The following is a 21,380-nucleotide window of genomic DNA, read 5'->3' as shown; positions in this document are numbered from 1 at the left end:
CTCTTGGCGCAACAGCGCTTAAACCTGGATCCGGATGATCTTCTTTATCCAGAAAATCCCGATCAACATGGCGCAGAATGCGCCGATGATCAGCTTGTGCCCTATGGGGTCATTGATCAGCACCGGCATGTAGCTGGGGCTGGTGAGCACGATGGCGATCGCCAGCACGAACGGGATCGCCACCAGCACCCAGGCCGACATGCGCCCTTCGGCCGACAACGTCTTGATCTTGCGCTGGAACCGGAAACGCCCGCGAATCAGGCGGCTCAAGCGCTCCAGCACTTCGGTCAGGTTGCCGCCGGTCTCGCGGTGGATGAGGATCGAAGTCACCAGCATCATCACCGTCATGCTCGGCATCCGCTCCAGCAGGCCGAGCATGGCCCGGCGCACGTCGTTGCCGTAGTTGATATCGGAAAAGGTCATACCGAATTCCTGGGCGACCGGCCCTTTGTGCTCCTCGGCGACCAGACGCAGGGTTTCGTTGAACGGATGCCCGGCGCGCAAGGCCCGGCACATGGCGTCCAGCGCATCCGGCAAACCTTCCTCGAACGCGGCGAAACGCTTGTTGCGGTCACGCAGGATTTTCAACACCGGCACCCAGGTCAACGCAAATGCCGCCAGCAGCGCCAGCCACCAGACGGGCGAGACCATCAGTACCAAGGCACCGGCCGCCGCCCCCAGGACCAGACCCAGCAGCATGACCCGATAGGCCCGGTATTCATGACCGGACTGCTCGATCAGTTGGGTCAGGTTGGCCATGAATGGCAGCTGTTCCAGGCGGGCTTCCAAGGGTGACAGGCGCGTCAGGTATTTCTGCCGCAACACGGTCTGCATGTTGGGCAAGTGGTTGGCCTTCTCCAGCACATGCAAGCGCCCGCGAATGCGCTTGCGCATCTTGCCGGCTTCACCGAACACCGGCACCACCACACCCTGGGACAGCAGGAATACGGCGATGAACACCATGCCGAGGAAAATCAGAATGAACTCACTGGGGATATTGCTCATGACGTCCGGCTCTCCATCCACTCAGGGCGAAACAGGGTCAGTGGCAGTTCGATGCCGCGCTTGGCCAGCACATCGCGGAACGCCGGGATCATGCCACTGGGCCGATACTCCCCAAGCACCTCGCCGTGCTCACCGATGCCCTGGCGCACGAAGGAGAAAATTTCGGTCATGGTGATGATCTCTCCTTCCATCCCATTGATCTCTTGCATGCTCACCACGCGTCGCTTGCCGTCTTCTTGACGCTCCAGTTGGATCACCACATCGATGGCCGAGGCAATTTGTTGACGCATGGCCTTGATCGGAAACGTCGCCCCGGTCATCGACACCATGTTCTCGATTCGACCTAATGCGTCCCGTGCAGTGTTGGCGTGAATGGTGGTCAGCGAACCGTCGTGGCCGGTGTTCATCGCCGTGAGCATGTCCATCGCCTCGGCGCCACGCACCTCGCCGATGACAATGCGGTCCGGACGCATCCGCAAGCTGTTGCGCACCAATTCCCGCTGGCTCACCTCGCCACGTCCCTCGATGTTCGACGGCCGGGTTTCCAGGCGTACCACGTGAGGCTGCTGCAGTTGCAGCTCGGCCGAATCCTCGATGGTGACGATGCGTTCGTTGTGGGGAATGAAACTCGACAGCACGTTGAGCATGGTGGTCTTGCCGCTGCCGGTCCCGCCGGAGATCAGCACATTCAGGCGCCCGCGAACAATGGCCTTGAGTAGCAAGGCAATGGCCGGGGTCATGGTGCCGACCTGGATCAGGCTGTCGGTGTTGAGCAGGTCCACGGCGAAGCGCCGGATCGACATGCTTGGACCGTCGATGGCCAGCGGTGGAATGATCGCGTTGACCCGCGAACCGTCCTTGAGCCGGGCGTCCACCAACGGCGAGGACTCGTCGATGCGCCGCCCCAGGCTGGAAACGATGCGGTCGATGATGTTCAGTAAATGCTGGTCGTCGCGAAAACGCACGTCGGTGCGTTGCAGCTTGCCGAAGCGCTCGACGTAGACCGAGGCAAACCCGTTGACCAGGATGTCGGACACGCTATGGTCGGCCAACAGCGGTTCCAGCGGCCCGAGACCGAGCACTTCATCGGTGATCTGCTTGATGATCAGTTGCCGGCTGACGGTACTCACCGGCGCCGAATGTTCCTCGAGCAGACGCTGGCAAATTTCGCGTATCTGCCGCGCGGCCTCGGCTTGCTCAAGGGTATCGAGCAACGACAGGTCCATGACCTTGAGCAGTTGCTGGTAGATCTTTTCCCGCCATTCGGCCTCCACCGGGGTCACCTGGCTGCGGGTTTCATACAGCACGTCGGGGATGGCCTGTTCCCAGGCCATCAAGGCGTCCGTCGGGTCCGGCAAGCCGTCCTCGGGCTGGGTGCCCGCTGAGGCGCCGGATTTGGAAGGTTGTTTGCGCAAGCGGTTACGAAAGTCGCTGATCATGGGTCATCCCCCGAAAAAACGGTTGAAGGCACGTTTAAGCAAGCCCTTGTCCGTGGACATCTGGTGACCGACCAGGTCTTCGGTCAAATCGCGCAGGGCGGCGGTGATGGCCGCCTTCGGCGCATGCAGCCCCAACGGCACGCCAGTGTTCTGACTCTGGCTGACCAGGTTGAAGTCATTGGGCAATTTCGACAGGTTCGTGCAACGCAGGGCCTCGCCGATGTCCTTGAGGCTGACGGCGGCGTTTTTGTCATAGCGATTGATCACGATCTGCAACTGATCCCCGCGCACGCCCAGGTCTTCACGCAGGATCCGCACCAGGGCGCTGGCATCGCGCAGGTGGCTGACGCTCTGTTGCACCACCACGTACACCCGGTCCACCTGCTCCAGCACCGAGCCGGTGAGGTGGTCGATCTGCCGCGGCAGGTCCACCACCACCCAGTCATAGCTGGTACGGGCCAGTTGCAATAGGGCATCGAGCTGTTCGGGTTGGGCGTCCTGGGGCAGGCACAACTCGCCGGCCCGGCCACCGAGCACATGCAGGGTCGGGCTGAAGTGGCTGCAAAAACCCCGCAGCGCGACGCTGTCCATGTCATCGATCTGCTGCAGCACTTCCAGATGGCTGTGGGACTGCGCTACGTCCAGGTAATGGGTCACGCTGCCAAATTGCAGGTCCATGTCCAGCAACAGCGTATTGCCGGCCCGGGCGCTGAGTTGTTGGGCCAGGTTGCACGCCACCAGGGTTCCGCCGGAACCGCCCTTGGCGCTGATCACCGCGATCAGCTTCCCTTCATTGCCGTTGCCGAGGCGGACTTCCGTCACCAGGCGATTCAGGGCCGCCACCAACTCTGTATCGGCGATGGGTTCGGGCAGCACGTCCCGGGCGCCGGCCTGCATCGCCAGGCGCATGCCCTCCTGCTCACCCAAGGGACCACACACCAGCATCGGCGGACGTTCATGGGCCGGACGTTGCAGCAAGGCTGACAATTCTTCGCGCCACAGGTGGCTGACGCGTAGCAGCAACAGGTCGGGCATGCGGTCCAGGCCGTAGAGCGGGTCGACATGCCCGTTGCTGACCAGGCGCGTACTCACCTCAAGGCCAGGCATACGCTGGCAGACGCATTGCAGGTCACGCAGGGCCGTGGCATCGCGGCTGCTGATCAGTATCCGCAGCCCGGCTCTGCCAGTCGCGGTCGAAAGCGGAGTTTCCCTGGTATTCAGCATGGTGTGATCTCCCCGGAATCGGAATGACGCCCAAGGCTTTCGCGTGGCAAGGTTGCCCTGAACGCGGGCAAGGTAATGGGCACGCCTAAGCCGGGAATGAACAGGTTGAAAACGAAGTTCTCCACGCTCAAGCGAACGTAGCGAATGGCACGGAAACCGTTGGCGCCGGAGGTGTCGGCTGGGTTCGCCACGACGGCTCCGTTGACATCCAGGTAGGTCAGCGCCAGGTTCGTGGTCGCCAGGCTGGTGATCAGTTGACTGGTGCCGGCGTCCGTCGCGGCGTTGAAGATGGCCCGACGCAACACCACCGGGTCGCTGATATTGCACACCGCCGCCAGCCGGACTCCACGGCGCGCCGCTTCATCCAGCGCGTTGACCGTGAAGTACAACCGGCCCATTTCCACCACGCCGAACAGCAGGATGAACACCAGCAAGCCCACGAACGAGAACTCCACGATGTAAGTGCCGCGCATGTGTTTGTGATTCATCACAGCGCCCTCATCACGGTGGTTGCGACCAACTGGATCCCCAGCGGAATGGCATTGCCGAAAAATCCTGGAATCGAACCGGTGCAGTTACCCGCACCAATCACCGGACAGAAGGGGTAGGTAATGGTGACGCGCACATGATCGATGCCCTCGGCGGCGACCTGAACGTGAGCCGTGGTCAACCCTGACACCACGGCGGTGCCGGTAGCACTGGGCACGCCATACACCGCAACGTTTTTTGTCTGGGTCAGCAACGTGTTGTTCAGCGTGATGCCGCCCAGGGTGGTATTCCACGCCTGGCTGGCGACGAAACGGTCGGCATCGCGACTGGCCTGCAATAGCACGTTGTATTGGTAGAGCATGCGGCCGAACTCGCCGAAGGCCAGCAGCAGCAACAGCAGCAACGGCAGCACCAGGGTGAACTCCACCAGCGCTACGCCTTGCTGGGCTTGTGCGGGTTTGAAATGAGAAAGTCCCATGACGCCTCCTACGAGTCGGTGCTCGGCGTGCCGCTGCCGTTGAGATAGGTTTTGTAGAGCTGGATGATCTGCGGACCGGAATCGGTGGATGGCGTTGGGCCGGGTACGTTGTCGCCCTCGCACTCCTGGACAAACTGGCCAAAGATGATGGACTCCGAACCACCGCCGTTCACCGGTTGCAAGACGAAATAGCAGCCGAACCCCAAGACTGGAATCGACGTCGAGCCGCTCAGCTTCCCGGCGCAATCACCGATCACGATTTTCAACATCCGGCGCTCGAAAACCCCATTGCTTTCACAACCGCTGCCGCCCCCCGCCACACAGGCGGCGACCTGGGCCCGCCAGTCGTTGTAGTCCTGTATCGCCTCGCCGCCCGCCGAAAGATCGCCGTTGCTCGAATTGATGGATTGGCCTTTGTATTGCGCCTGGGAGAGCGCATCGTTGTAGGTGATCGCCGGGGTGCCTGAGGACGTGACCAGGTCCGGCGGGTAGTCCGAAGAACTGACGGGGCCGTTGTAGATACCGAAGCGCGTATTCAAGCCTTGGGAAGTAGGACCGGCTTTATTACCGGGCGCAGTCTGGACGTTGTCGCCGACACTGCGGCAAACCGAGCCACCACCGGCCAGATCCTCGCGGACTGCGCTGCCGCCTGAGCCGAAATCCAGCAATTGGAAGTTGCCCGGGCCGATGGGTGATGTGTTCCCCGCCGCCGTTTTCAAGACTTCCAGATCGCCAAACTGATACCCCCAGAAGTTGCCGGCGGCCGGGTCGTATTGAGTGGGATCGCCACAGACCATCAACGGCGCCAGATCACACGGAGAGGTGGGGCTGGGCCCCGCGGTGGCAATCGCCGCCACGCGCTTGTTGCCCAAGCCGGCGCTGCCCATCGTTTGCACGAAGCTCCAGAAAAAACCGTTCAATTGATAACTGGCCACCGACACCCGTACGTATTTGGCATCGGTAGGCCCTGGATAGGAGAACGGGCCGTAGACGCTGCTGGACAGTTCCACCACGGCAAACGCCCCCGGGTTGCCAGCAACGGCGGTTGCCAGTTCGGTGTTGCCGGCGGCGTTGGCGTTTCTGTTGAGCGTGTCCAGGGCCGCCGCGCGAGTGGTGCTGGCCATGTTGATGCTGCCACTCACCTGGCTCAGGGTCTTGGCCCCGCCCAGGGCGGCGGCATCCACCGCATTTTGCAGACGCGTCTTGTTCAGCAGCATGTGCCCGCCATCCAGGGCCAACGCCGCCATCATGGAAATCGCTACCAACGCGATCACCATCAGTACACTCACCGCCCCTCCCTGGCGCCGGATATTGGCATTCATCATCGAGCCCTCATACAACGTTTGAGGATCGGCATCGCCACGGTCCACAAGGGCCTGGCATGGAGGGTGTTACTCAGCGGACATTGATCACACTGCTTTCAGTTCCGCGGATCAGCGTGATCGCCCCGCCTTGCGGCTTGGCACTGCGCTGTACCACAGGTTTTGGCAGTGGAGCGGCCATCGCCATGACTGGCGCCGGGGCTGGCGGTGCAACGGCCACGGCCTTTTTCTCCAGGTTCAACGGGTTGCGCAAGGCCAATTGCAACTTGCCCTCGGTCTGCGCTGTGACCAGCAATTCCGCTTCGGTGGCCGACATTTCCAACGTCACAGCACGCACCACTACGGGTTGGGTCTTGTCCGTGCCTGCGGTCTGGTCCACGGCCAGTACCCGCAGGTTTTCCAGGAGGGTCCGGGACGTCGCACTGTTGCTGCCGGCACTGGTGGTCTTGGTCGCCAAGACATCGACCCGGTTGCCCGGCAGGAGGAAGCCACCCACGCCGACCACATCATCCACCCTTACCGAAATGGCGCGTTTGTCCGGTGCGATCAGCGAAGCCAGGGTGCTGCCACCCAGGTGCTCACTCAACCGCGCGCCCCGCACGATGTCGCCACGCAAAATGTCGAAGGTGGCAATCTTGCCTACGGCCTGCTCGCTGGAATCGAAGGCGTCGTCCGGAATCGTGTCCATGGGCATGCGCACGGTGGTGACCTGCTGGGCCTCGACCATTTGCCCGAAGGGGATTTCCACCGTGGCGACCACCACGCTTCGCAAGTGGTCATCGGGGGTCGCATTGAGTCGTGCGCTCAGCCAGGAGTCGGCCATCCATGCGGCACCAAGGCCCATTACCAGGGAAACGCCTATCAGGGGAAGCGTACGAGAGCTCATGTCGGTATCTCCAGATCAAAGGAAGTCGAGCTGAACGAAATAGTTGTGCCAGGCCCATTCCAACTCTTGCGGTGACAGGGGCCCGGAACCGCCCAGGTAGCGCTGGCGGTCAAGCGCCATGTTCAACAGGTCACGGGGATGGCAAGGCACCAGCGGCATGCCTTCGCCTGCGTAAAGCCGCTGCAGGACATAGCGCACCAACAGGGGGTCATACGGGATGCCCAGGCGTTCGCATTCCTGGCGCCAGATCTGTTCGTACTCCTCGGGCTTGAGGTAGCCGAACTGCACCTTGTAGCCAATGCGCCGCAGGAAGGCCTCGTCGGCCAATTCGAGGGGATTGAGGTTGGTGGAAAACACCAGCACCAGGTCGAATGGCAGCTCGCAATGCCGGCCGCCGCCCAGGTTGATGAAGTCGCGCTTCTCCTCCATGGGCACGATCCAGCGATTGAGCAACTCGGCTGGGGCCATGCGCTGGCGGCCCATGTCATCGATGATGAACAGGCCGTTGCTGGCCTTGAGCTGCAAAGCCGCCTGGTATTGCCGGGTGAACGGGTCGTAGCGCACGTCCAGCTGTTCCATGTTCAGCTCGCCGCCGGTAATGACGATCGGGCGTTTGCAGCACAGCAGCCGGCGGTCGATGCCTTCGTTGAGCATCAGGTTGTTCGATTGGCCGTGGTCATCCAGGCGCTGGTGCACCTGCGGGTCGTAGATCTCGATGACCGACTCGTTGATGACGATGGCATGGGGCACCCAGATCGCCTCGGCGAACAGCCGGATCAATCGGCTGCTGACATAGGTTTTGCCCGTGCCCGCCGGACCGTAGATCATGATCGCCCGCCCGGAATTCAGGGCGACGCCCAACTGGTCGAGCATGCCTTGGCTCAGCACCAGGCCGGCCAAGGCCTGGTGCATGTCCTTGGCGGTGATGCGGCCATGGTGAATGGTCTGGATCTTGATCAGCGAGCGATAGGTGCTGACCGGGAACGGGGCCGCGCCGATGTAGCCGCTACGGGCCAGGGCGTCACGCGCCGAACTGCGACCGCGTTCGGTCAGGCCATAGCGCAGCGTCTGTACACCCGTTTGCCCCAGCTGGCCCAGCACTTCGACACGACCGTCCTTGCGCAGGAACGCCAGGACCTCTTCCAGCACCGCGCCGGTCAGGGCCAGGCGCTCCACCAGCCGCGACATGTCCAGCACGCCGGCGTCGTGCAGATGCTTGCACACCAGCTCACCCAGGAAGCTGTCGCTCAGGCCGGTGTCGCGAATGGTGCAGGGTTGTGGCGCCAAGCGTTGGACCGCTTCCCGTTCGCTGGGGTAGGCATCGCTATCGTTGATGACGTGCATGACTAGACTCCCCAGCCGCCGGCAACCAGTTGCCAGTAAACGCTGTTCAAAGTACCGATCAGGATCGCAATCGAATAAGGAAAGGGTTTACCGGCCACTTCATCGGAAGTCGGCGCCAGATAGGCCTGGGCTCGCACCATCAACCAATAGCGCCCCAGGGTCTGGAGCAGTTGGCCACGGGCCAGGACGATCAGGAAACCGCACACACCGCCGGCGATCAGGCTGAACAGCGCCGCCCACAGTGCGTAATGAAAAGGCAGGAAGCTGCCGACCATGGTCATCAGCTTGACGTCACCGGCGGCCATGCCACCCACCGCGTACATGGGCAGGAACAACCCGAAACAGATCAGCATGCCCAATAGGCTGTCGCCCAGGCCGCCGAGCCCACCGGTATAAACCTGGCCGGCCAACCCCAGGGCAAGGCCCAACAGGACCAGCGTGTTGGGGATGCGGTGGCGAAGCAGATCGCTCACCACCGCCACACCCAGCAGTCCTACCAGCAGTACCGTCGACACCAGCAATTCCATGGACATGATGCGTCTCCCTAGTGTGGTTATTGTTAGCAGGCGACGTCGCCATTGGCGGCTCGGCACAACGCACGGATCTTGGTATCCACAACACCGCCCAGAAGGACGAATGCCGCCGCCACCAACACCGTGATCAAGCCACCCGCCACCGCGTATTCAACAATGGTCAGGCCGTCTTCATCTTTGGCGAACTTGCTGATCGAAGTTCTTATTGTCTGGAAAGTCATTTCATGAACCTCACGCTGATAAGAAGTACTGCTAAAAACCTGGTGGGAGGGGACAGCGCAAAGTCCATTTGATTTATTCGTTGTACTCACTGCAAAAGAGTCGCAAGCGTTATTCCTTGAAAGTCACCGTGTCCCCAAGCAAGTCATCGCTTATGTGCAGACAGCGCCGCCGTTGACCGCCTGGCACAGTGCACGGATCTTGGTATTCACGGCACCACCCAGAAGCACAAAGGCTGCGGCCACCAATACGGTGATCAACCCACCAGCCACCGCATATTCCACAATGGTCAGGCCGTCTTCATCTTTGGCGAACTTCAGTACCGAAGCCTTGATTGTTTGAAGAGTCATTTCGCACACCTCATCGGGGTTGTTTTTCAAGGGCAGTACATTGCGAACTGCCTGATGCAACCCTAGTCAGCAGGTGGTCATAGCCGTTAGGAGGATTTTGCACTTCGCTAGGATTTTTTTGCGGCAGGTGGGAAAGGGCCTGCCGGGTCGGAAAATCCATCCGTACCGCAGCGCAGACGGGCGCTCGCGAGCGTCTCGTGGCGGGACGGCGCTAAAAGATCGGTTTTTTATAAAAATTTATTCGGCGAAGTGATAGCACTGTGACAATACTGCTAGCTAAAGGGCAGGAAGAACCTCTGGGTAGTCGTCCTATGGCGCCAAGTCTGACTGAAAAACCAAAGCTGTTATGGTTCGATCTGACTCACGATCGGTCCACCAAGGAACTCGTCTCCCAATTCCAGGACACGTGCGACTGCACGCTGGCAAAAAACGCCATGCTGCCCAGCGCGGAACAGGTCGACATGATCTGCATCCATTTCGACCGCCCGGACACGCCGGGCCTGCGACGCCTGTTGGAGATCAAACGAACCGTACCTGGCACGCCCATCACCATGTTCACCGTGCAGCACTCCGAAGAGCTGGCGGTGTGGGCCATGCGCTCCAGCGTCTGGGAATACATGGTGCTGCCCTTGTCCGCCGCCGAGAAAAAGCGCTACCTCACGGCCGTGGTGCAACTGTGCGAGTTGCGTCGCAATACCAATGGCCGAGGAAAGACCTCGCAGATCGACCACTCCCCGACCCTGCCGGACAGCATTCGCCTGACCGCCGGGCACCAGAAGCACCAGGCCCTCAGCCACATCATGCTGTACATCGACCAGCATTTTCGCGACAGCATCGATCAGCGCGACCTGGCCAAGCGTTGCGGCATGACGACGTTTCGTTTCAGCCGGGTGTTCAAGGAAGCCAATGGCCTCGGTTTCACTGACTACGTACTGAACAAACGCATGAGCTTCGCCAAGGAACTGCTCGATAACAGCCAGATGCCCATCACCAGCATCGGCTACGAGGCCGGCTTCAAGGACCCGTCCTACTTCGCTCGCGCCTTCAAGCAATATGCCAGTTGCACGCCCAGTGAATACCGTCTTGCATACCAGATGCGCAACGCACATCCGACACCGGAGCCACCGGATGAGGCCGCCCTGGAAGCGATTGAAAACCTGGTGCACAGCCTTGAAGGGTAAAAGGTTTGTTACCGTTATTGATTAATTGCACATCGCAAGTTGTGTCCAAATAATAATATTCACCCCCCTGCCAACTTAGAAAAGACCATGCGTGGCCTGTCTTTACGGCGCCTGGCGGGCCAAGCTGAAACAACATGAATCATCGTGTCGTTATCGGTAATTCTTTTTCGACTGAAACCAACTCTGTCAGCCTTGCATAATGCCAGCCGTTTCCAAATGGATGAACCGTGCTGCACGTCCGTAGGCCGCTCCAGATACAGCAGAGCGGGTTCTCTAGTTGGCATGCTTCATCCAAAAAAATCGAATAGAGCGCTGATGGGTATATGAAAGCAATCAGTTTAGCGAGCACACGAACGTTGAGCTTGGTGAGTCACGAAGTGTCCGAAACGCTACCCGCCGATGGTATAGAAATAGACATTGTATTCTCCGGCATTTGCGGAACAGACCTGGCGGTATTGTCCGGGCGTGAAGAGGGACAGGTGGGAATCGTCCGTGGTCACGAAGCGGTCGGCGTCGTTGTCAATGTAGGGGCAGGCGTCAAACGCACGCGTAAAGGGATGCGTGTGGTGATAGACCCCAACGAATACTGCGGTAACTGCGAACATTGCAACGCCGCTAGAACCCATCTATGCAATGGCGGTTCAAATGCGGGCCTGGACATCGCCGGCGTCAACAAGCACGGTACATTTGCGGAGCGATTCATAACACGCGAGCGCTTTGTACACTGCATCCCAGACGACATGAGTTGGGAAACAGCCGTCTTGGTTGAACCCGTAGCCTGTATTTTGAACAACATTGAACAAGCCTCCATCAAAGCGGGGGAACGTGTGCTGCTTCTAGGATCGGGCCCCATGAGCCTGGTCGCACAACTACTTTTGAGCGCGATGGGCGTCCATACATGTGCTACCGATTTGAATACCTTTCGAATCGAATTCGGACACTCCCTGGGTTTGAACATTGTGCGCCCTGAGGAACTTGAGTGCCTTGGGCAAAACCAGGAAAAATACGATGTTGTCATCGATACCGTGGGTAATCAGCTCGAGACAGCCGCCAGCCGGGTTGCCCGAGGTGGCAGGATTGTCCTGTTCGGATTCAACGGGAATTATGAATATTCACTCCCTGCAAAACACTTCTTGGTCAATGCCATCAGTATCATTGCCGCAGGCGAGTACAACCAGCACTTCCCCCGGGCGCTGCGCATTGCCCACAGGCTTCCTGAACTTGGAAAGCTAGTCACCCACCGTTATCCCCTTGAAGCTTATTCAACAGCATTTGACAGTTTGTTGAATGATCCTTGCGCACCCACGATAAAAAGCGTCTTCACCCCCAATCCCAAGCACTTGTCACGCTAAAGCTAACCAGCCCTTCAAGTAGACCCCTTATGAAAGTTACTGTATTCAGCCAGATTTCCATCGATGGCAAACTGACGCTCGGCAATGAAGCCTCCAGCAAACCGCTGTTTCAGCATTTCGACGATGAAGACATGCGCTTCATTCATAAATTCCGCGGTGAAGTCGATGCCATCATGGTCGGTCGCAATACGATTATCACCGACGATCCTCAATTGACCAATCGCTATGAGTCCGGTCGTAATCCTGTGCGTATCATTCCTACGACATCGCTCAACTTCCCAGCTTCTGCGAAAATCTTCAGTTCTCCCGAACACACTATCATCGCAACGACAGAAGAAGCACGTGACCACAAGATGGTCGAGCACATCCGCGCGCATGGTAAAGAGGTTCTTTTTGCAGGAACCGCACGAGTCGACTTCAAACAGCTCTTCCCGATGCTTGAAGCTCGCGGAATAAATCACATCATGGTTGAAGGGGGTGGCCACCTGAACTGGCAGGTATTCAATCTTGATCTAGTCGACGAAATCATGCTCATGCAATTGCCTATCATCATTGGCGGCTCAGACACTACCACGCTAATAGATGGCGAAGGATTCCAAGACATTGAAATGACCAAAGCCTTCAAGCTGCATGAGTTTGAAGCACGCTCACACTATAACTTCCTGCACTTCAAGCGTGACCCTCAACAGCGGCGTGCGCATTGATGCTGGCTTTCCAGGGGTTCATTTTCGATATGGACGGTGTGCTGGTGGACAGTGAGCCGGTCTATATGAAACAGGAAAGACATTCCTATGCACGCCATGGCGTGGTGCTTGATGAGGCAGAACTGTCTCGTTTTGTAGGCACCACGCAGCGTCATATGTGGAGCGCCATCAAAACCGAATACGGGCTTGCAGAAGATCTGGACTGCCTCATGGCAGAGCATCACCGGCAGTTGATGGAAGTATTGAGTTCCGCCCCCCTGCCTCCCATGCCAGGCGTGACAGAACTTCTCGGCGCATTAAAGAGAGCGGGAATACCTTGTGCAGTCGCCTCCTCTTCACCGCGAGCACTCGTTGAGCTGATTTTACGTAACGCTGGGCTGCAGCTTTTTTTCAGTGAGATCGTGTGTGGCGATGACGTTACGCACAGCAAGCCAGATCCCGAGATTTTTCTCACGGCCGCCCAACGCCTGGGTCTCCCACCGTCATCCTGTGTGGTGATTGAAGACTCCGCTCATGGTGTGGCGGCAGCAAAAGCCGCCAGCATGTTTTGCGCGGGTTTGCTCAACCCCAATTCAGGGCAGCAGGACCTGAGCGCGGCGGATTTACGTGTTCACCACCACTGGGAAATAAACCACTGGCTTTTCGGGTAATAAACGCATGAAAAAACTGAGTATTTCAGACTGGACCTGGATTAACGTCCCCGAGCGATCGTCCATCAATGATCAGGAAATCATTATCCACACCACACCCGACACCGACTTCTGGCGAGGCACCTATTACGGCCTGGAGTATGACAATGCGCCGGCCATTGTGGTTGCCAACGAGGAACAATACTGGACATTGAAGGCCAAGGTATCTTTTGCCTCAAGTACCTACTTTGACCAATGCGGCCTGTTTATCTATCAAGATAAAAACCACTGGATGAAAAGCGGCATCGAATACCAGAACAATGGTTTCCAGCAGCTGTTCTCTGTCGTGACCAACAATGGTTTTTCAGACTGGTCCATGGCTGATTTCGATCGCGTCACCCAGACCATGTATTACCGCCTGAGCCGAAGAGGCAGCGACTTCCTTCTGGAAAACTCGGTTGACGGGACACAGTTCTGCATGATGCGTATGTTCCACCTGCTCCATGCAGAAGAACTCGTCCGGTTCGGGTTCTTTGCCAGTAGCCCGGGCGATTCATCTTTCGCGGCACACTTTTCAGAGATTGAATGGACTGAATGCTGTTGGAAAGCGCACGGCGCCCCACGTTTCTAATTTCAAGAGTTTTATACCTGATGCTGTCTGCGCCCAATCCCCATCGACACGCGCTTTACGCTTGTTATGCAGCCATGCTGTGCCTGGCCATGGCACTCAACTTCCTGCCGGTGTACCTGACGACGTTCAGTGATGCCTTTGGCCCCTCGTCAGGGCTGACCACGGAGCAACTGGGACGGATTCCGGCGGTCATGTTCCTCAGCTTTATAGTGGCCATTCTGGTCACCGGGCCATTGGCAGACCGAGGGGACGCCAGGCGGATCATTCTCTTTGGGCTGATGACCACTTCAGCAGGTCTGGCCCTTGTGGCTTTTGCCCCTTCCTATACCTTCCTGCTCTTCGCGGTTGCCATCATGGGTTTCGGTGCGGGTGTGCTGGATATGATCCTCAGCCCTATTGTCGCAGCCCTGCAACCCGAGCGCCGAAGCGCCGCCATGAACTGGCTGCATTCGTATTTCTGCATTGGCGCGGTAAGTGCCGTGCTGATCGCAAGCATCGCCCTGAGATGGGACATTTCCTGGCGCATGGTCGCCTTGGGCTTGATCGTTGCCCCGCTTGCAACCTTTCTATTGTTCCTGCGATTGCCCCTGCCACCGCTGATACAGGAGCACGTGCAACGCGAATCCATGCCCGCGCTTATCAGACAACCCTATTTCATCGCCTGCATGATCGCCATCTTTCTAGGAGGAGCTACGGAAACGGGACTGTCTCAATGGCTGCCCGCCTTCGCTGAACAAGGATTGGGCTACTCGAAAGAAGTGGGGGGGTTTGCGCTCGCCGGTTTTTCAGTGGGCATGGCCCTCGGGCGCATGGCTGCCGCTCTGCTGCAAGAACGGATACCCGCCGTTTCACTGATGCTAGGCTGCTGCGCCGTGACCGTCGTCCTGTTTTTCGTGATCAGCTTCACCCCCAGCCCCGCATTGGCGTTAACCGCTGCCATCGCCGCAGGGTTCTCAGGCAGTTGCCTATGGCCCACGATGCTCGCCATTACCGCAGATGCCTACCCTCAAGGTGGAGCAACCATGTTCTCTGTACTGACAGCCTCGGGTAATGCCGGATGCAGTCTGATTCCATGGCTTGTGGGAATTATTTCAGCGCATTCGGATTTGCACATCGGTTTACTGGCGGTCACCCTCTGCCCCGCCGCCATGATGCTATTACTCGTGTGGATGTCTCGCTGGCCACAGAAGCATCCCCACCCGTGCCAGAGCTAGACCGGACGCCCATGGCCGGGGAGCGACCTCGTCGATCGAGCACTCCCCGCCCCTGCCTGACAGGCGCCCTGACTCACGGGGCGAGCTTTCTTCTCTCGATGGGAATGGACAGGACAATGCTGGTACGCGTCTCTCCGTATGCGTTGATTTTCGCAATGATGTCCTCGATTTCAGCCATGGATCTGGCGTAGATCCGGATCAGATAGGAATCGTTTCCCGTGATGTGCAGGCATTCAACGACTTCAGGTATGTCGGTGAGCGTTGCTATTAATTTGGATTTCGCCGGCTTGAGGGTGGTGATGCCGACGACAGCTGATATGCCGTACCCCAGTTTGGTTGGATCTAACTGAGCGTGATAGCCCTTGATGACCCCTGAGTCTTCAAGTTTGCGCAACCTGTCATTGGTGGCAGGAATAGAAAGACCTGCGTGCTTGGAAAGCTCTGTGATGGAAATGCGACCACAGTCCTGTACCTTACCCAGGATTTTGACGTCTATACGATCCATGTGCGTTTTCCCCGGTTAAAAGTATAAATTTTAATGAAAAGCCCGCGTTTTTCATTAAAAAAAGCATGCACCAAAATAAAGCAGAGCGCTAGTCTATTTCCAGCCTGAAAGCCTGAGGGCAATCAATAGCCCTGCTCTTTAGCGTGACGCACTCATAATAAAATATTCTCTCCAGGGATGGTGCTCGCATGGAAGATGAGAAGATAAAGTGTGGAAAAAAGTCATACTCATTCGCTCAGTACATTGGCACGCAAGTACTAAGTTTTCGCCACTTCAAGAAGGACCAGCTCCTGATGTACTTGACGGGTGTCGGTTTCTTTTCACTGGGCGCCAAGTGCTTCATCATCAGTCAACTGGGTACCGACCCATTAGACGTCTTGATCATTTCCATCGATAAAATACTTATGCTCGGCATGGGCATTTGTTCGGCTATCGTGTCGCTCTTCTTCCTGACATGGTGGATGCTCTGGAACAAAAAATACCCGCCGATAAGTCCCTTTATTACAACAACGCTGACCGGCCTGTTGATTGATCTCTGGTCAGGGTTGGGGCTCGGAGAGTATTTGATCGCGAGAATGAATGAGTACATGTTATTGGCGACGGGACTGGTGTTATGTGCCTACTCCTCCGCGCTGATCATCATGAGCGGTATTGGAATCAGAATCATGGACCTCGTGGTCCTGACCATGGTTTCCAAGTGGGGCTGGTCATTCACCAAAGCCAAAATGATCATTGAAATCGGCATCTTTTCGAGCGGATGGCTTTTAGGCGGCCCGTTCGGCGTGGGAACGATCGCATTCCTGCTGGTGATCGGCCCGCTTATTCAACCCTTCATGAACATGAATGCCAAGCGCTTTTCTCTCAAGAACTATGGATTGATTCGCGCTTCATCCGCCTACTAACACCCATAAAGATAGTTGCCATCCATGGCAGCGGGATTGTTTCGCCTCGATTTTTTTCAACCGATGATATTGATAACAACTTCCGTGATGAGGAGTGAGAAAGATGGACACTACAAAAAATAAAAACTGGACCTTGGAAAGCAGCCCGGCAAAACTGGAAGAAATACTCCCGGGGGGCGTCGTCAAGTGTCATCTTTCCCCGCGAAACTGTGTCATACAGGAGGGCAAGGTAGGTTTTTGCAAAGTGCGCGGGAACCGAGGCGGCAGACTCGTTACATTGAACTACGGCAAAGGTGTTCACAGCACGGAAGAAACGATTGAGACCGAAGCCGTTTTCCACTTTGCTCCTGGAGAGCGGATCCTGTCCCTGGGCAATATCGGCTGCATGCTCAACTGCGGTTATTGCCACAACTGGAAGACCTCGCAGGCCAAGTACGTCACCGACAAAGACGTTTACTACTACACCCCTGAACAAGTTGTGGAAACCGCACTCAAGCACGGCATACGCGTCATTTCCTGGACGTATAACGATCCCGTTGTCTGGCATGAGTTCATCCTCGACACGGCAAGGCTGGCCAAGGAAGCGGGCCTGATCAACCTATATAAATCGGCATTCTTTATCAGTGAAGAAGCCATTGATGAATTACTGCCGGTCATCGATATTTTCTCGATTTCGCTGAAATCCATTTCCCCGGAATACTACCGCAAGGTCACCACCGGCTGGGTAGAGCCAGTCCTGGCGGGAATCAAGAAGGTCTACGACGCCGGCAAATATGTCGAGGTCAGCACCTTGATGGTGACCGACATCAGCGACGACGAGGAAACGGCCCGGAAAATCAGCCAGTGGGTATTGGATGAGCTGGGCCCGAATGTGCCGTTGCACTTCGTCAGGTTCCATCCCGATTACAAAATGAGCAACAGCATCCGTACCCCCGTGGACCGGTTGCTGAAGGCTCGGGACGTTGCTCGGAGCATGGGCGTAGAGCATGTCTATCTGGGCAACGTGAATGACGTTGAGGGAACCAACACCAGTTGCAACAACTGTAACGCCCTGCTCGTCACCCGCTATGGTTTGAACGCTGAAATCATCGGGCTGGACAGCAAGGGTTGCTGCTCTCAATGCGGGCACGATGCGCATTTCAAACTGCTGGGCGAACACCAGGCGAACGTTCCTGTCGAGCTGCGAGAGGAGGCGCTGAGCGCTTACGAGAAACGCAAGTTCGAGTGGCATGGGGATATCGTGTCGCTGCACGCTCAAGTGCTGAATACCGAAGATTTCGAACAGACCGTCTACCTGCGGCGCAACTATACGGACGGGCACAACAGCGATTGGAAATCACTGACGCTGCGGCCCCATGAAAGCTATCGATTCATTATTGCCAAGGCACGCATCGACGAAACCGGTCCTGAGGTCTGGCTCCCCAACGGGGTGAACTCGAACCTTCATGAAGTATTCGACAGGGCTCACTTTCCCACCGAATCGATTGAAGAAATTGGTATTTCGCAAAACGACATTACCCCGACCATTGGTTACGAGGGCAAGCAGAACATGTATGAACAGGTCATCAAACTGGTCAGCCAAGCATGAAAGTGTCTACTGAAATACTTCATATCAAGGTCGATGACCGGGACGCCCGACCTTCGGTCACGCCTATTTATCAGTGCAGCGCCTTCAGCGCTGACTCGGCCTTCTTCTACTCAAGGAAGGCCAATCCCAACGTGAGTGAATTGGAACAGGTTGTCGCGTCCCTGGAGGGCAGCGAATATGCCCTGGCGTACAGCACCGGGATGAGCGCCATCTACATGGTGTTGGAACTGTTGAAGCCGGGTGCTTCACTGGTCATCAACAAATACATCTATGGCTGCTCTTATAAATTGTTCCAGCGGTATGCAGCACGCATCGGCGCACACCTGACGATTCTGGATCTCACCACGCAAGACGGGTTGAATGCCTTGCCGGCGAACGTCGACATGGTCATTTTCGAAACACCGACCAACCCGTTCCTGAAAGACATTGATATTCATGCGGTCAGCCGGGCCGTCAAGCAAAACAACCCGCAAGCGCTGGTGGTGGTTGACAATACTTGGGCCACACCGATATTTCAGAAGCCGTTGAACTTTGGCGCCGACATTTCACTGTACAGCGCCACCAAATACTTCTCCGGGCATAGCGACGTCATGGGCGGCCTGGTTCTGGTCAACAGTGAAATGATTTACAACCGCCTGCTTGAGGGTCGCTTTTATTCAGGCACGATATTAACGCCCAATAGCGCATGGTTGCTTCGCAGAAGCATGCAGACGTTCAACCTGCGCATGGAAAAGCACAGCCAGACGACAGCCAGCATGCTCAACTATCTGCGCGAGCTGCCTTTTATCGAGCATGTCTATTACCCACGCATCGATGGCAAACAACTGACCGGTTACGGCGGCATTGTGTTTGTCGATATTCGACCCGACCTGGTTCCCTTCTACAAAACGTTCACCAGCACGCTCAAATGGTTTGGCACAGGCACGGGAATGGCCTGCGTGACGTCGATGGTTGCCCAACCCTTCAGTGGCAGCCATGCCTCGATGACGGATCAGGAAAAAGCGGACATGGGCATCGAGAAAGGCCTGGTTCGATTGTGCTTTGGCCTGGAGGACCTGGATGACCTCAAGGAAGACCTGCTGCAGGCATTCGAAGCCATGGAGCGCATGGTCGATCAAGAAAGCTCACTCGATCCTGCGTAGCGGGTGTTGATCATGAGCAACGGGCCTTCAATGGCTCGTTGCTTTTTTATGGAGAAGCGAAAGTGTCCAGCGCATTCGAAAGCACGATATTCGACGCCCCCATCCTGAACGTCATTCACCTACTAAACTCGATTGCCCAAGAAAACCCGGAGGCCATTTCACTGGCCTCCGGTCGACCCGATGATGAGCAGTGCGACCCTTCGCTCATCGACAGGGGCATGAGCCAATACAAAGATCACGTTGCCGGCACCGAGCAGTCACTTGCGACGCTGCTTTGCCAATATGGAAAAACCGCTGGAATCATCAATGAAATAATCGCCAGCCATCTGCAGGTGGATGAAGCGATCAACGTTGCCAACCCTGAAAGCATTGTGGTGTGCATGGGCTTTCAAGAAGCCTGCACCTTGACGCTCCTGTCCATTTTTGAAGGCGGAGGGGTTTTATTGGTACCTGATCCGGTGTTTTCCGGGATCACGGGTATCGCAAAACTGCTGGGTATAAAAGTAGTCCCCGTCCCCATGGCCGCCTTTCTTGATCCGATCGCCCTGCGCAGGTTCATCGAAGCACTGGAATCCAGAGGTGAAAGAATCAAGGCGCTTTATGCGATTCCGGACTTTAGCAATCCTACTGCCGACAGCCTTTCCCATGACGACAGGAGAGCCATGCTCTCTCTGGCCGAGGAAAAGAACTTTTTCATTCTCGAAGACACTGCCTACCGTTACTTCAGGTACGAAGGCGATGCCATTGCGTCGATGAAGTCCATCGACAGCCGTCGGGTGTTCTTGCTGGGCTCCTTTGCCAAATCGATTTTCCCGGGCTTGCGCATGGGCTATGTGGTCGCCCCAGAGGGCACTGGGGTCATGTCCTTCAGCGGTCGATTGTGCAAAGCCAAAAGCCTGATCACGGTGAACACCCCCGCCCTGTGCCAAGCGGTTGTCGCAGGCTTGCTGATCGAGCACCACTACTCGTTGAGAGAGCTGAACCAACCCAGGGTGCTGTCTTATACAAATAAAAGGAATCACATGCTTGAATGCCTTGAGCGCGAATTTCCACTCAAAGCCGGCGCTCAAAGAGCGGTCAGTTGGAATCATCCGGCAGGCGGCTTCTTCATCAATGTGCAACTGCCTTTCGTCTTTGGATATCTTGAAATGCGCGAATGCGCCAGGCTGTTCAAGGTGATTGTATTTCCCACCACGTTGTTTTCACTGATGAATGAGGCCACCACCCAGGTCAGGCTGTCATTCAGCAATGCAACCACCTCGCAAATCACCCAGGCGATAGGCCGTTTCAGGGCGTACGTCGAGTTCAGGCTGCAATAAACGTCCTGCGTGCACGTAGGGAGACACCAAGGCTTATGCCCCGCTCAGCGAGGCATAAAAGCTTGGGTCAGATTGCCGTGGCCAGCATGACGCCAGTGGCGACCTGGTAGGCCCCCAGGAGGGCGATGGTTGCCCCTGAAAAGTAGTTGATCAGCCTTAGTTTCGATTCGGCAATCCGCGCCTTGAAAATGGAGGAGAACCCACTCAACCCCAGCCACCAGGCAGCCGAGCCCAGGAAGATACCGGTCACCATCGGCAGCAAGGCGTGCTGGCCGCCTTGGTCACTGGCCATGCCATCACTCAACGCAGCAAATATCGCGATAAACGACAAAATGGTCATGGGGTTGGAAAGCGTCAGGAACAGCGTGGTCGAGTAGGCTTTGAACAGGTTGGCCCGCTCACCCGCCATGGCTGTCGCGCCGCCCTTCGATCGTATTGTCTGATAGCCAATGTAGGCGAGGAACAGCCCACCGAAAATACACAACCAAGGTTTAAAGCTGATGAGCGTCGCAATGATGGCGGTGACCCCCAGGGCACCGATGAATCCATAGATCGAATCGGCTGTGGCCGCGCCCAATCCCGTCGCGAAACCGGCTCTCCACCCAAGCATCAGACTTCGCTGTATGCACAACAGCCCAATGGGTCCTACAGGGGCTGCAATGCACAGCCCAATGACCATCGATTTAACGAAAATCAGCATAAATGCATCTCCAGAATGGGTACTGGAAGGTTAGGAGAAGTGCATTTCTTTAGGAATGAACTATTAATCTTCCTAGGCGTTTTCCCTTGAATTTTGCAGGAAGTATTCTCCACTCCCCTTCAATATTAAGGAAAATCGTCGTCAGCCCCCTCAGACAAGACGAATCGCTGGTCAAAGCCCCTTGAGCGCCGGAAACATAACCTTGGGCATTGAGATGGCCTTTT

At 56.9% G+C, this 21,380-nt stretch carries 23 protein-coding genes; 10 read left to right on the top strand and 13 right to left on the bottom strand.

The window, feature by feature from the left end; all coding sequences use genetic code 11:
- Positions 1-18 precede the first annotated feature (18 nt).
- The 11 genes from BLU76_RS23810 to BLU76_RS23760 all read right to left on the bottom strand — a co-directional run bounded on the left by BLU76_RS23810 (position 19) and on the right by BLU76_RS23760 (position 9,289).
- The gene (locus BLU76_RS23810; RefSeq protein WP_063324891.1) at positions 19-1,005 is read right to left on the bottom strand and encodes a type II secretion system F family protein; all 987 of its coding nucleotides are present in this window, start codon (positions 1,003-1,005) and stop codon (positions 19-21) included.
- Positions 1,002-2,444: a TadA family conjugal transfer-associated ATPase gene (locus BLU76_RS23805; RefSeq protein ID WP_092150160.1), complete on the bottom strand. Its 1,443-nt coding sequence runs from the start codon at positions 2,442-2,444 to the stop codon at positions 1,002-1,004. The genes BLU76_RS23810 and BLU76_RS23805 overlap by 4 nt, the downstream gene beginning before the upstream one ends.
- A gap of 3 nt (positions 2,445-2,447) precedes the next feature.
- The gene (locus tag BLU76_RS23800; RefSeq protein WP_092224726.1) at positions 2,448-3,668 is read right to left on the bottom strand and encodes an AAA family ATPase; all 1,221 of its coding nucleotides are present in this window, start codon (positions 3,666-3,668) and stop codon (positions 2,448-2,450) included.
- The gene (locus tag BLU76_RS23795; protein ID WP_063324888.1) at positions 3,662-4,156 is read right to left on the bottom strand and encodes a TadE/TadG family type IV pilus assembly protein; all 495 of its coding nucleotides are present in this window, start codon (positions 4,154-4,156) and stop codon (positions 3,662-3,664) included. The genes BLU76_RS23800 and BLU76_RS23795 overlap by 7 nt, the downstream gene beginning before the upstream one ends.
- A complete protein-coding gene (locus BLU76_RS23790) occupies positions 4,156-4,635 on the bottom strand; it encodes a TadE/TadG family type IV pilus assembly protein (RefSeq protein ID WP_063324887.1) in 480 nt (159 codons plus the stop codon). Before BLU76_RS23790 ends, BLU76_RS23795 begins: the two co-directional genes overlap by 1 nt.
- Positions 4,636-4,643: 8 nt before the next feature.
- Positions 4,644-5,960, bottom strand: coding sequence for a TadE/TadG family type IV pilus assembly protein (locus tag BLU76_RS23785; protein WP_092224724.1), 1,317 nt, complete (start codon positions 5,958-5,960; stop codon positions 4,644-4,646).
- A 70-nt stretch (positions 5,961-6,030) separates the two neighbouring features.
- A complete protein-coding gene (gene cpaB / locus BLU76_RS23780; protein WP_092150166.1) occupies positions 6,031-6,843 on the bottom strand; it encodes a Flp pilus assembly protein CpaB in 813 nt (270 codons plus the stop codon).
- A 15-nt stretch (positions 6,844-6,858) separates the two neighbouring features.
- Entirely contained in the window at positions 6,859-8,187 is a 1,329-nt protein-coding gene (locus BLU76_RS23775) for a P-loop NTPase family protein (protein ID WP_092150169.1), read from the bottom strand.
- 2 nt (positions 8,188-8,189) lie between these two features.
- Positions 8,190-8,720 (bottom strand): A24 family peptidase, encoded by a 531-nt coding sequence (locus BLU76_RS23770; protein ID WP_092224722.1) that lies wholly within the window; start codon positions 8,718-8,720, stop codon positions 8,190-8,192.
- A gap of 26 nt (positions 8,721-8,746) precedes the next feature.
- Positions 8,747-8,941, bottom strand: a complete 195-nt coding sequence (locus tag BLU76_RS23765) for a Flp family type IVb pilin (RefSeq protein ID WP_027911504.1) — start codon at positions 8,939-8,941, stop codon at positions 8,747-8,749.
- Between the two features lie 150 nt (positions 8,942-9,091).
- Complete coding sequence (locus BLU76_RS23760; protein ID WP_027911505.1) at positions 9,092-9,289, bottom strand: Flp family type IVb pilin; 198 nt, start codon at positions 9,287-9,289, stop codon at positions 9,092-9,094.
- Positions 9,290-9,600: 311 nt separating this feature from the next.
- On the opposite strand from BLU76_RS23760, the gene BLU76_RS23755 reads away from it, so the two are divergent.
- From BLU76_RS23755 to BLU76_RS23730, 6 genes are all read left to right on the top strand, one after another.
- A complete protein-coding gene (locus tag BLU76_RS23755; RefSeq protein ID WP_092224720.1) occupies positions 9,601-10,470 on the top strand; it encodes a response regulator transcription factor in 870 nt (289 codons plus the stop codon).
- Positions 10,471-10,793: 323 nt separating this feature from the next.
- A complete protein-coding gene (locus BLU76_RS23750; protein WP_092224718.1) occupies positions 10,794-11,822 on the top strand; it encodes an alcohol dehydrogenase catalytic domain-containing protein in 1,029 nt (342 codons plus the stop codon).
- 29 nt (positions 11,823-11,851) lie between these two features.
- The gene (locus tag BLU76_RS23745; RefSeq protein WP_063324879.1) at positions 11,852-12,526 is read left to right on the top strand and encodes a dihydrofolate reductase family protein; all 675 of its coding nucleotides are present in this window, start codon (positions 11,852-11,854) and stop codon (positions 12,524-12,526) included.
- Positions 12,526-13,176: an HAD family hydrolase gene (locus tag BLU76_RS23740; protein WP_092224716.1), complete on the top strand. Its 651-nt coding sequence runs from the start codon at positions 12,526-12,528 to the stop codon at positions 13,174-13,176. Before BLU76_RS23745 ends, BLU76_RS23740 begins: the two co-directional genes overlap by 1 nt.
- A 7-nt stretch (positions 13,177-13,183) precedes the next feature.
- Entirely contained in the window at positions 13,184-13,786 is a 603-nt protein-coding gene (locus BLU76_RS23735) for a DUF1349 domain-containing protein (protein WP_092224714.1), read from the top strand.
- Positions 13,750-15,000 carry an MFS transporter gene (locus tag BLU76_RS23730; protein ID WP_371914906.1) on the top strand — a complete coding sequence of 417 codons (1,251 nt, stop codon included), beginning with the start codon at positions 13,750-13,752 and terminating at the stop codon, positions 14,998-15,000. Before BLU76_RS23735 ends, BLU76_RS23730 begins: the two co-directional genes overlap by 37 nt.
- A gap of 73 nt (positions 15,001-15,073) precedes the next feature.
- On the opposite strand, the gene BLU76_RS23725 is transcribed toward BLU76_RS23730, so the two are convergent.
- Entirely contained in the window at positions 15,074-15,505 is a 432-nt protein-coding gene (locus tag BLU76_RS23725; RefSeq protein ID WP_063324875.1) for an Lrp/AsnC family transcriptional regulator, read from the bottom strand.
- Positions 15,506-15,693: 188 nt separating this feature from the next.
- Here BLU76_RS23725 and BLU76_RS23720 point away from each other — a divergent pair, with 188 nt between their 5' ends.
- The 4 genes from BLU76_RS23720 (at position 15,694) to BLU76_RS23705 (ending at position 20,456) form a co-directional block, all read left to right on the top strand.
- Entirely contained in the window at positions 15,694-16,407 is a 714-nt protein-coding gene (locus BLU76_RS23720) for a YczE/YyaS/YitT family protein (RefSeq protein WP_092150191.1), read from the top strand.
- A gap of 103 nt (positions 16,408-16,510) precedes the next feature.
- Positions 16,511-17,995 carry an AmmeMemoRadiSam system radical SAM enzyme gene (gene amrS / locus BLU76_RS23715; protein ID WP_063324873.1) on the top strand — a complete coding sequence of 495 codons (1,485 nt, stop codon included), beginning with the start codon at positions 16,511-16,513 and terminating at the stop codon, positions 17,993-17,995.
- Positions 17,992-19,137 carry a PLP-dependent transferase gene (locus tag BLU76_RS23710; RefSeq protein ID WP_092224711.1) on the top strand — a complete coding sequence of 382 codons (1,146 nt, stop codon included), beginning with the start codon at positions 17,992-17,994 and terminating at the stop codon, positions 19,135-19,137. Before amrS ends, BLU76_RS23710 begins: the two co-directional genes overlap by 4 nt.
- Positions 19,138-19,199: 62 nt before the next feature.
- On the top strand, positions 19,200-20,456 hold the full coding sequence (locus BLU76_RS23705) for an aminotransferase-like domain-containing protein (protein ID WP_092224709.1): 1,257 nt from the start codon (positions 19,200-19,202) through the stop codon (positions 20,454-20,456).
- A 67-nt stretch (positions 20,457-20,523) separates the two neighbouring features.
- On the opposite strand, the gene BLU76_RS23700 is transcribed toward BLU76_RS23705, so the two are convergent.
- Entirely contained in the window at positions 20,524-21,156 is a 633-nt protein-coding gene (locus tag BLU76_RS23700; protein WP_092224707.1) for a LysE family translocator, read from the bottom strand.
- Positions 21,157-21,380 lie beyond the last annotated feature (224 nt).

This window comes from Pseudomonas sp. NFACC08-1 (assembly GCF_900106735.1).
GTDB classification, from domain to species: domain Bacteria; phylum Pseudomonadota; class Gammaproteobacteria; order Pseudomonadales; family Pseudomonadaceae; genus Aquipseudomonas; species Aquipseudomonas fluorescens_Q.
This window is presented reverse-complemented; position numbering and strand designations above follow the sequence as displayed.

Bases quoted from the DNA above. Each gene is read 5' to 3' on its own strand.
- cpaB (WP_092150166.1), bottom strand. From the start codon at position 6,843: ATGAGCTCTCGTACGCTTCCCCTGATAGGCGTTTCCCTGGTAATGGGC.
- BLU76_RS23735 (WP_092224714.1), top strand. From the start codon at position 13,184: ATGAAAAAACTGAGTATTTCAGACTGGACCTGGATTAACGTCCCCGAG.
- BLU76_RS23805 (WP_092150160.1), bottom strand. From the start codon at position 2,444: ATGATCAGCGACTTTCGTAACCGCTTGCGCAAACAACCTTCCAAATCC.
- BLU76_RS23800 (WP_092224726.1), bottom strand. From the start codon at position 3,668: ATGCTGAATACCAGGGAAACTCCGCTTTCGACCGCGACTGGCAGAGCC.
- BLU76_RS23725 (WP_063324875.1), bottom strand. From the start codon at position 15,505: ATGGATCGTATAGACGTCAAAATCCTGGGTAAGGTACAGGACTGTGGT.
- BLU76_RS23785 (WP_092224724.1), bottom strand. From the start codon at position 5,960: ATGATGAATGCCAATATCCGGCGCCAGGGAGGGGCGGTGAGTGTACTG.
- BLU76_RS23765 (WP_027911504.1), bottom strand. From the start codon at position 8,941: ATGACTTTCCAGACAATAAGAACTTCGATCAGCAAGTTCGCCAAAGAT.
- BLU76_RS23740 (WP_092224716.1), top strand. From the start codon at position 12,526: ATGCTGGCTTTCCAGGGGTTCATTTTCGATATGGACGGTGTGCTGGTG.
- BLU76_RS23790 (WP_063324887.1), bottom strand. From the start codon at position 4,635: ATGGGACTTTCTCATTTCAAACCCGCACAAGCCCAGCAAGGCGTAGCG.
- BLU76_RS23750 (WP_092224718.1), top strand. From the start codon at position 10,794: ATGAAAGCAATCAGTTTAGCGAGCACACGAACGTTGAGCTTGGTGAGT.
- BLU76_RS23745 (WP_063324879.1), top strand. From the start codon at position 11,852: ATGAAAGTTACTGTATTCAGCCAGATTTCCATCGATGGCAAACTGACG.
- BLU76_RS23795 (WP_063324888.1), bottom strand. From the start codon at position 4,156: ATGAATCACAAACACATGCGCGGCACTTACATCGTGGAGTTCTCGTTC.
- BLU76_RS23775 (WP_092150169.1), bottom strand. From the start codon at position 8,187: ATGCACGTCATCAACGATAGCGATGCCTACCCCAGCGAACGGGAAGCG.
- BLU76_RS23770 (WP_092224722.1), bottom strand. From the start codon at position 8,720: ATGTCCATGGAATTGCTGGTGTCGACGGTACTGCTGGTAGGACTGCTG.
- BLU76_RS23710 (WP_092224711.1), top strand. From the start codon at position 17,992: ATGAAAGTGTCTACTGAAATACTTCATATCAAGGTCGATGACCGGGAC.
- BLU76_RS23810 (WP_063324891.1), bottom strand. From the start codon at position 1,005: ATGAGCAATATCCCCAGTGAGTTCATTCTGATTTTCCTCGGCATGGTG.
- BLU76_RS23720 (WP_092150191.1), top strand. From the start codon at position 15,694: ATGGAAGATGAGAAGATAAAGTGTGGAAAAAAGTCATACTCATTCGCT.
- amrS (WP_063324873.1), top strand. From the start codon at position 16,511: ATGGACACTACAAAAAATAAAAACTGGACCTTGGAAAGCAGCCCGGCA.
- BLU76_RS23700 (WP_092224707.1), bottom strand. From the start codon at position 21,156: ATGCTGATTTTCGTTAAATCGATGGTCATTGGGCTGTGCATTGCAGCC.
- BLU76_RS23760 (WP_027911505.1), bottom strand. From the start codon at position 9,289: ATGACTCTTCAAACAATCAAGGCTTCGGTACTGAAGTTCGCCAAAGAT.
- BLU76_RS23755 (WP_092224720.1), top strand. From the start codon at position 9,601: ATGGCGCCAAGTCTGACTGAAAAACCAAAGCTGTTATGGTTCGATCTG.
- BLU76_RS23730 (WP_371914906.1), top strand. From the start codon at position 13,750: ATGCTGTTGGAAAGCGCACGGCGCCCCACGTTTCTAATTTCAAGAGTT.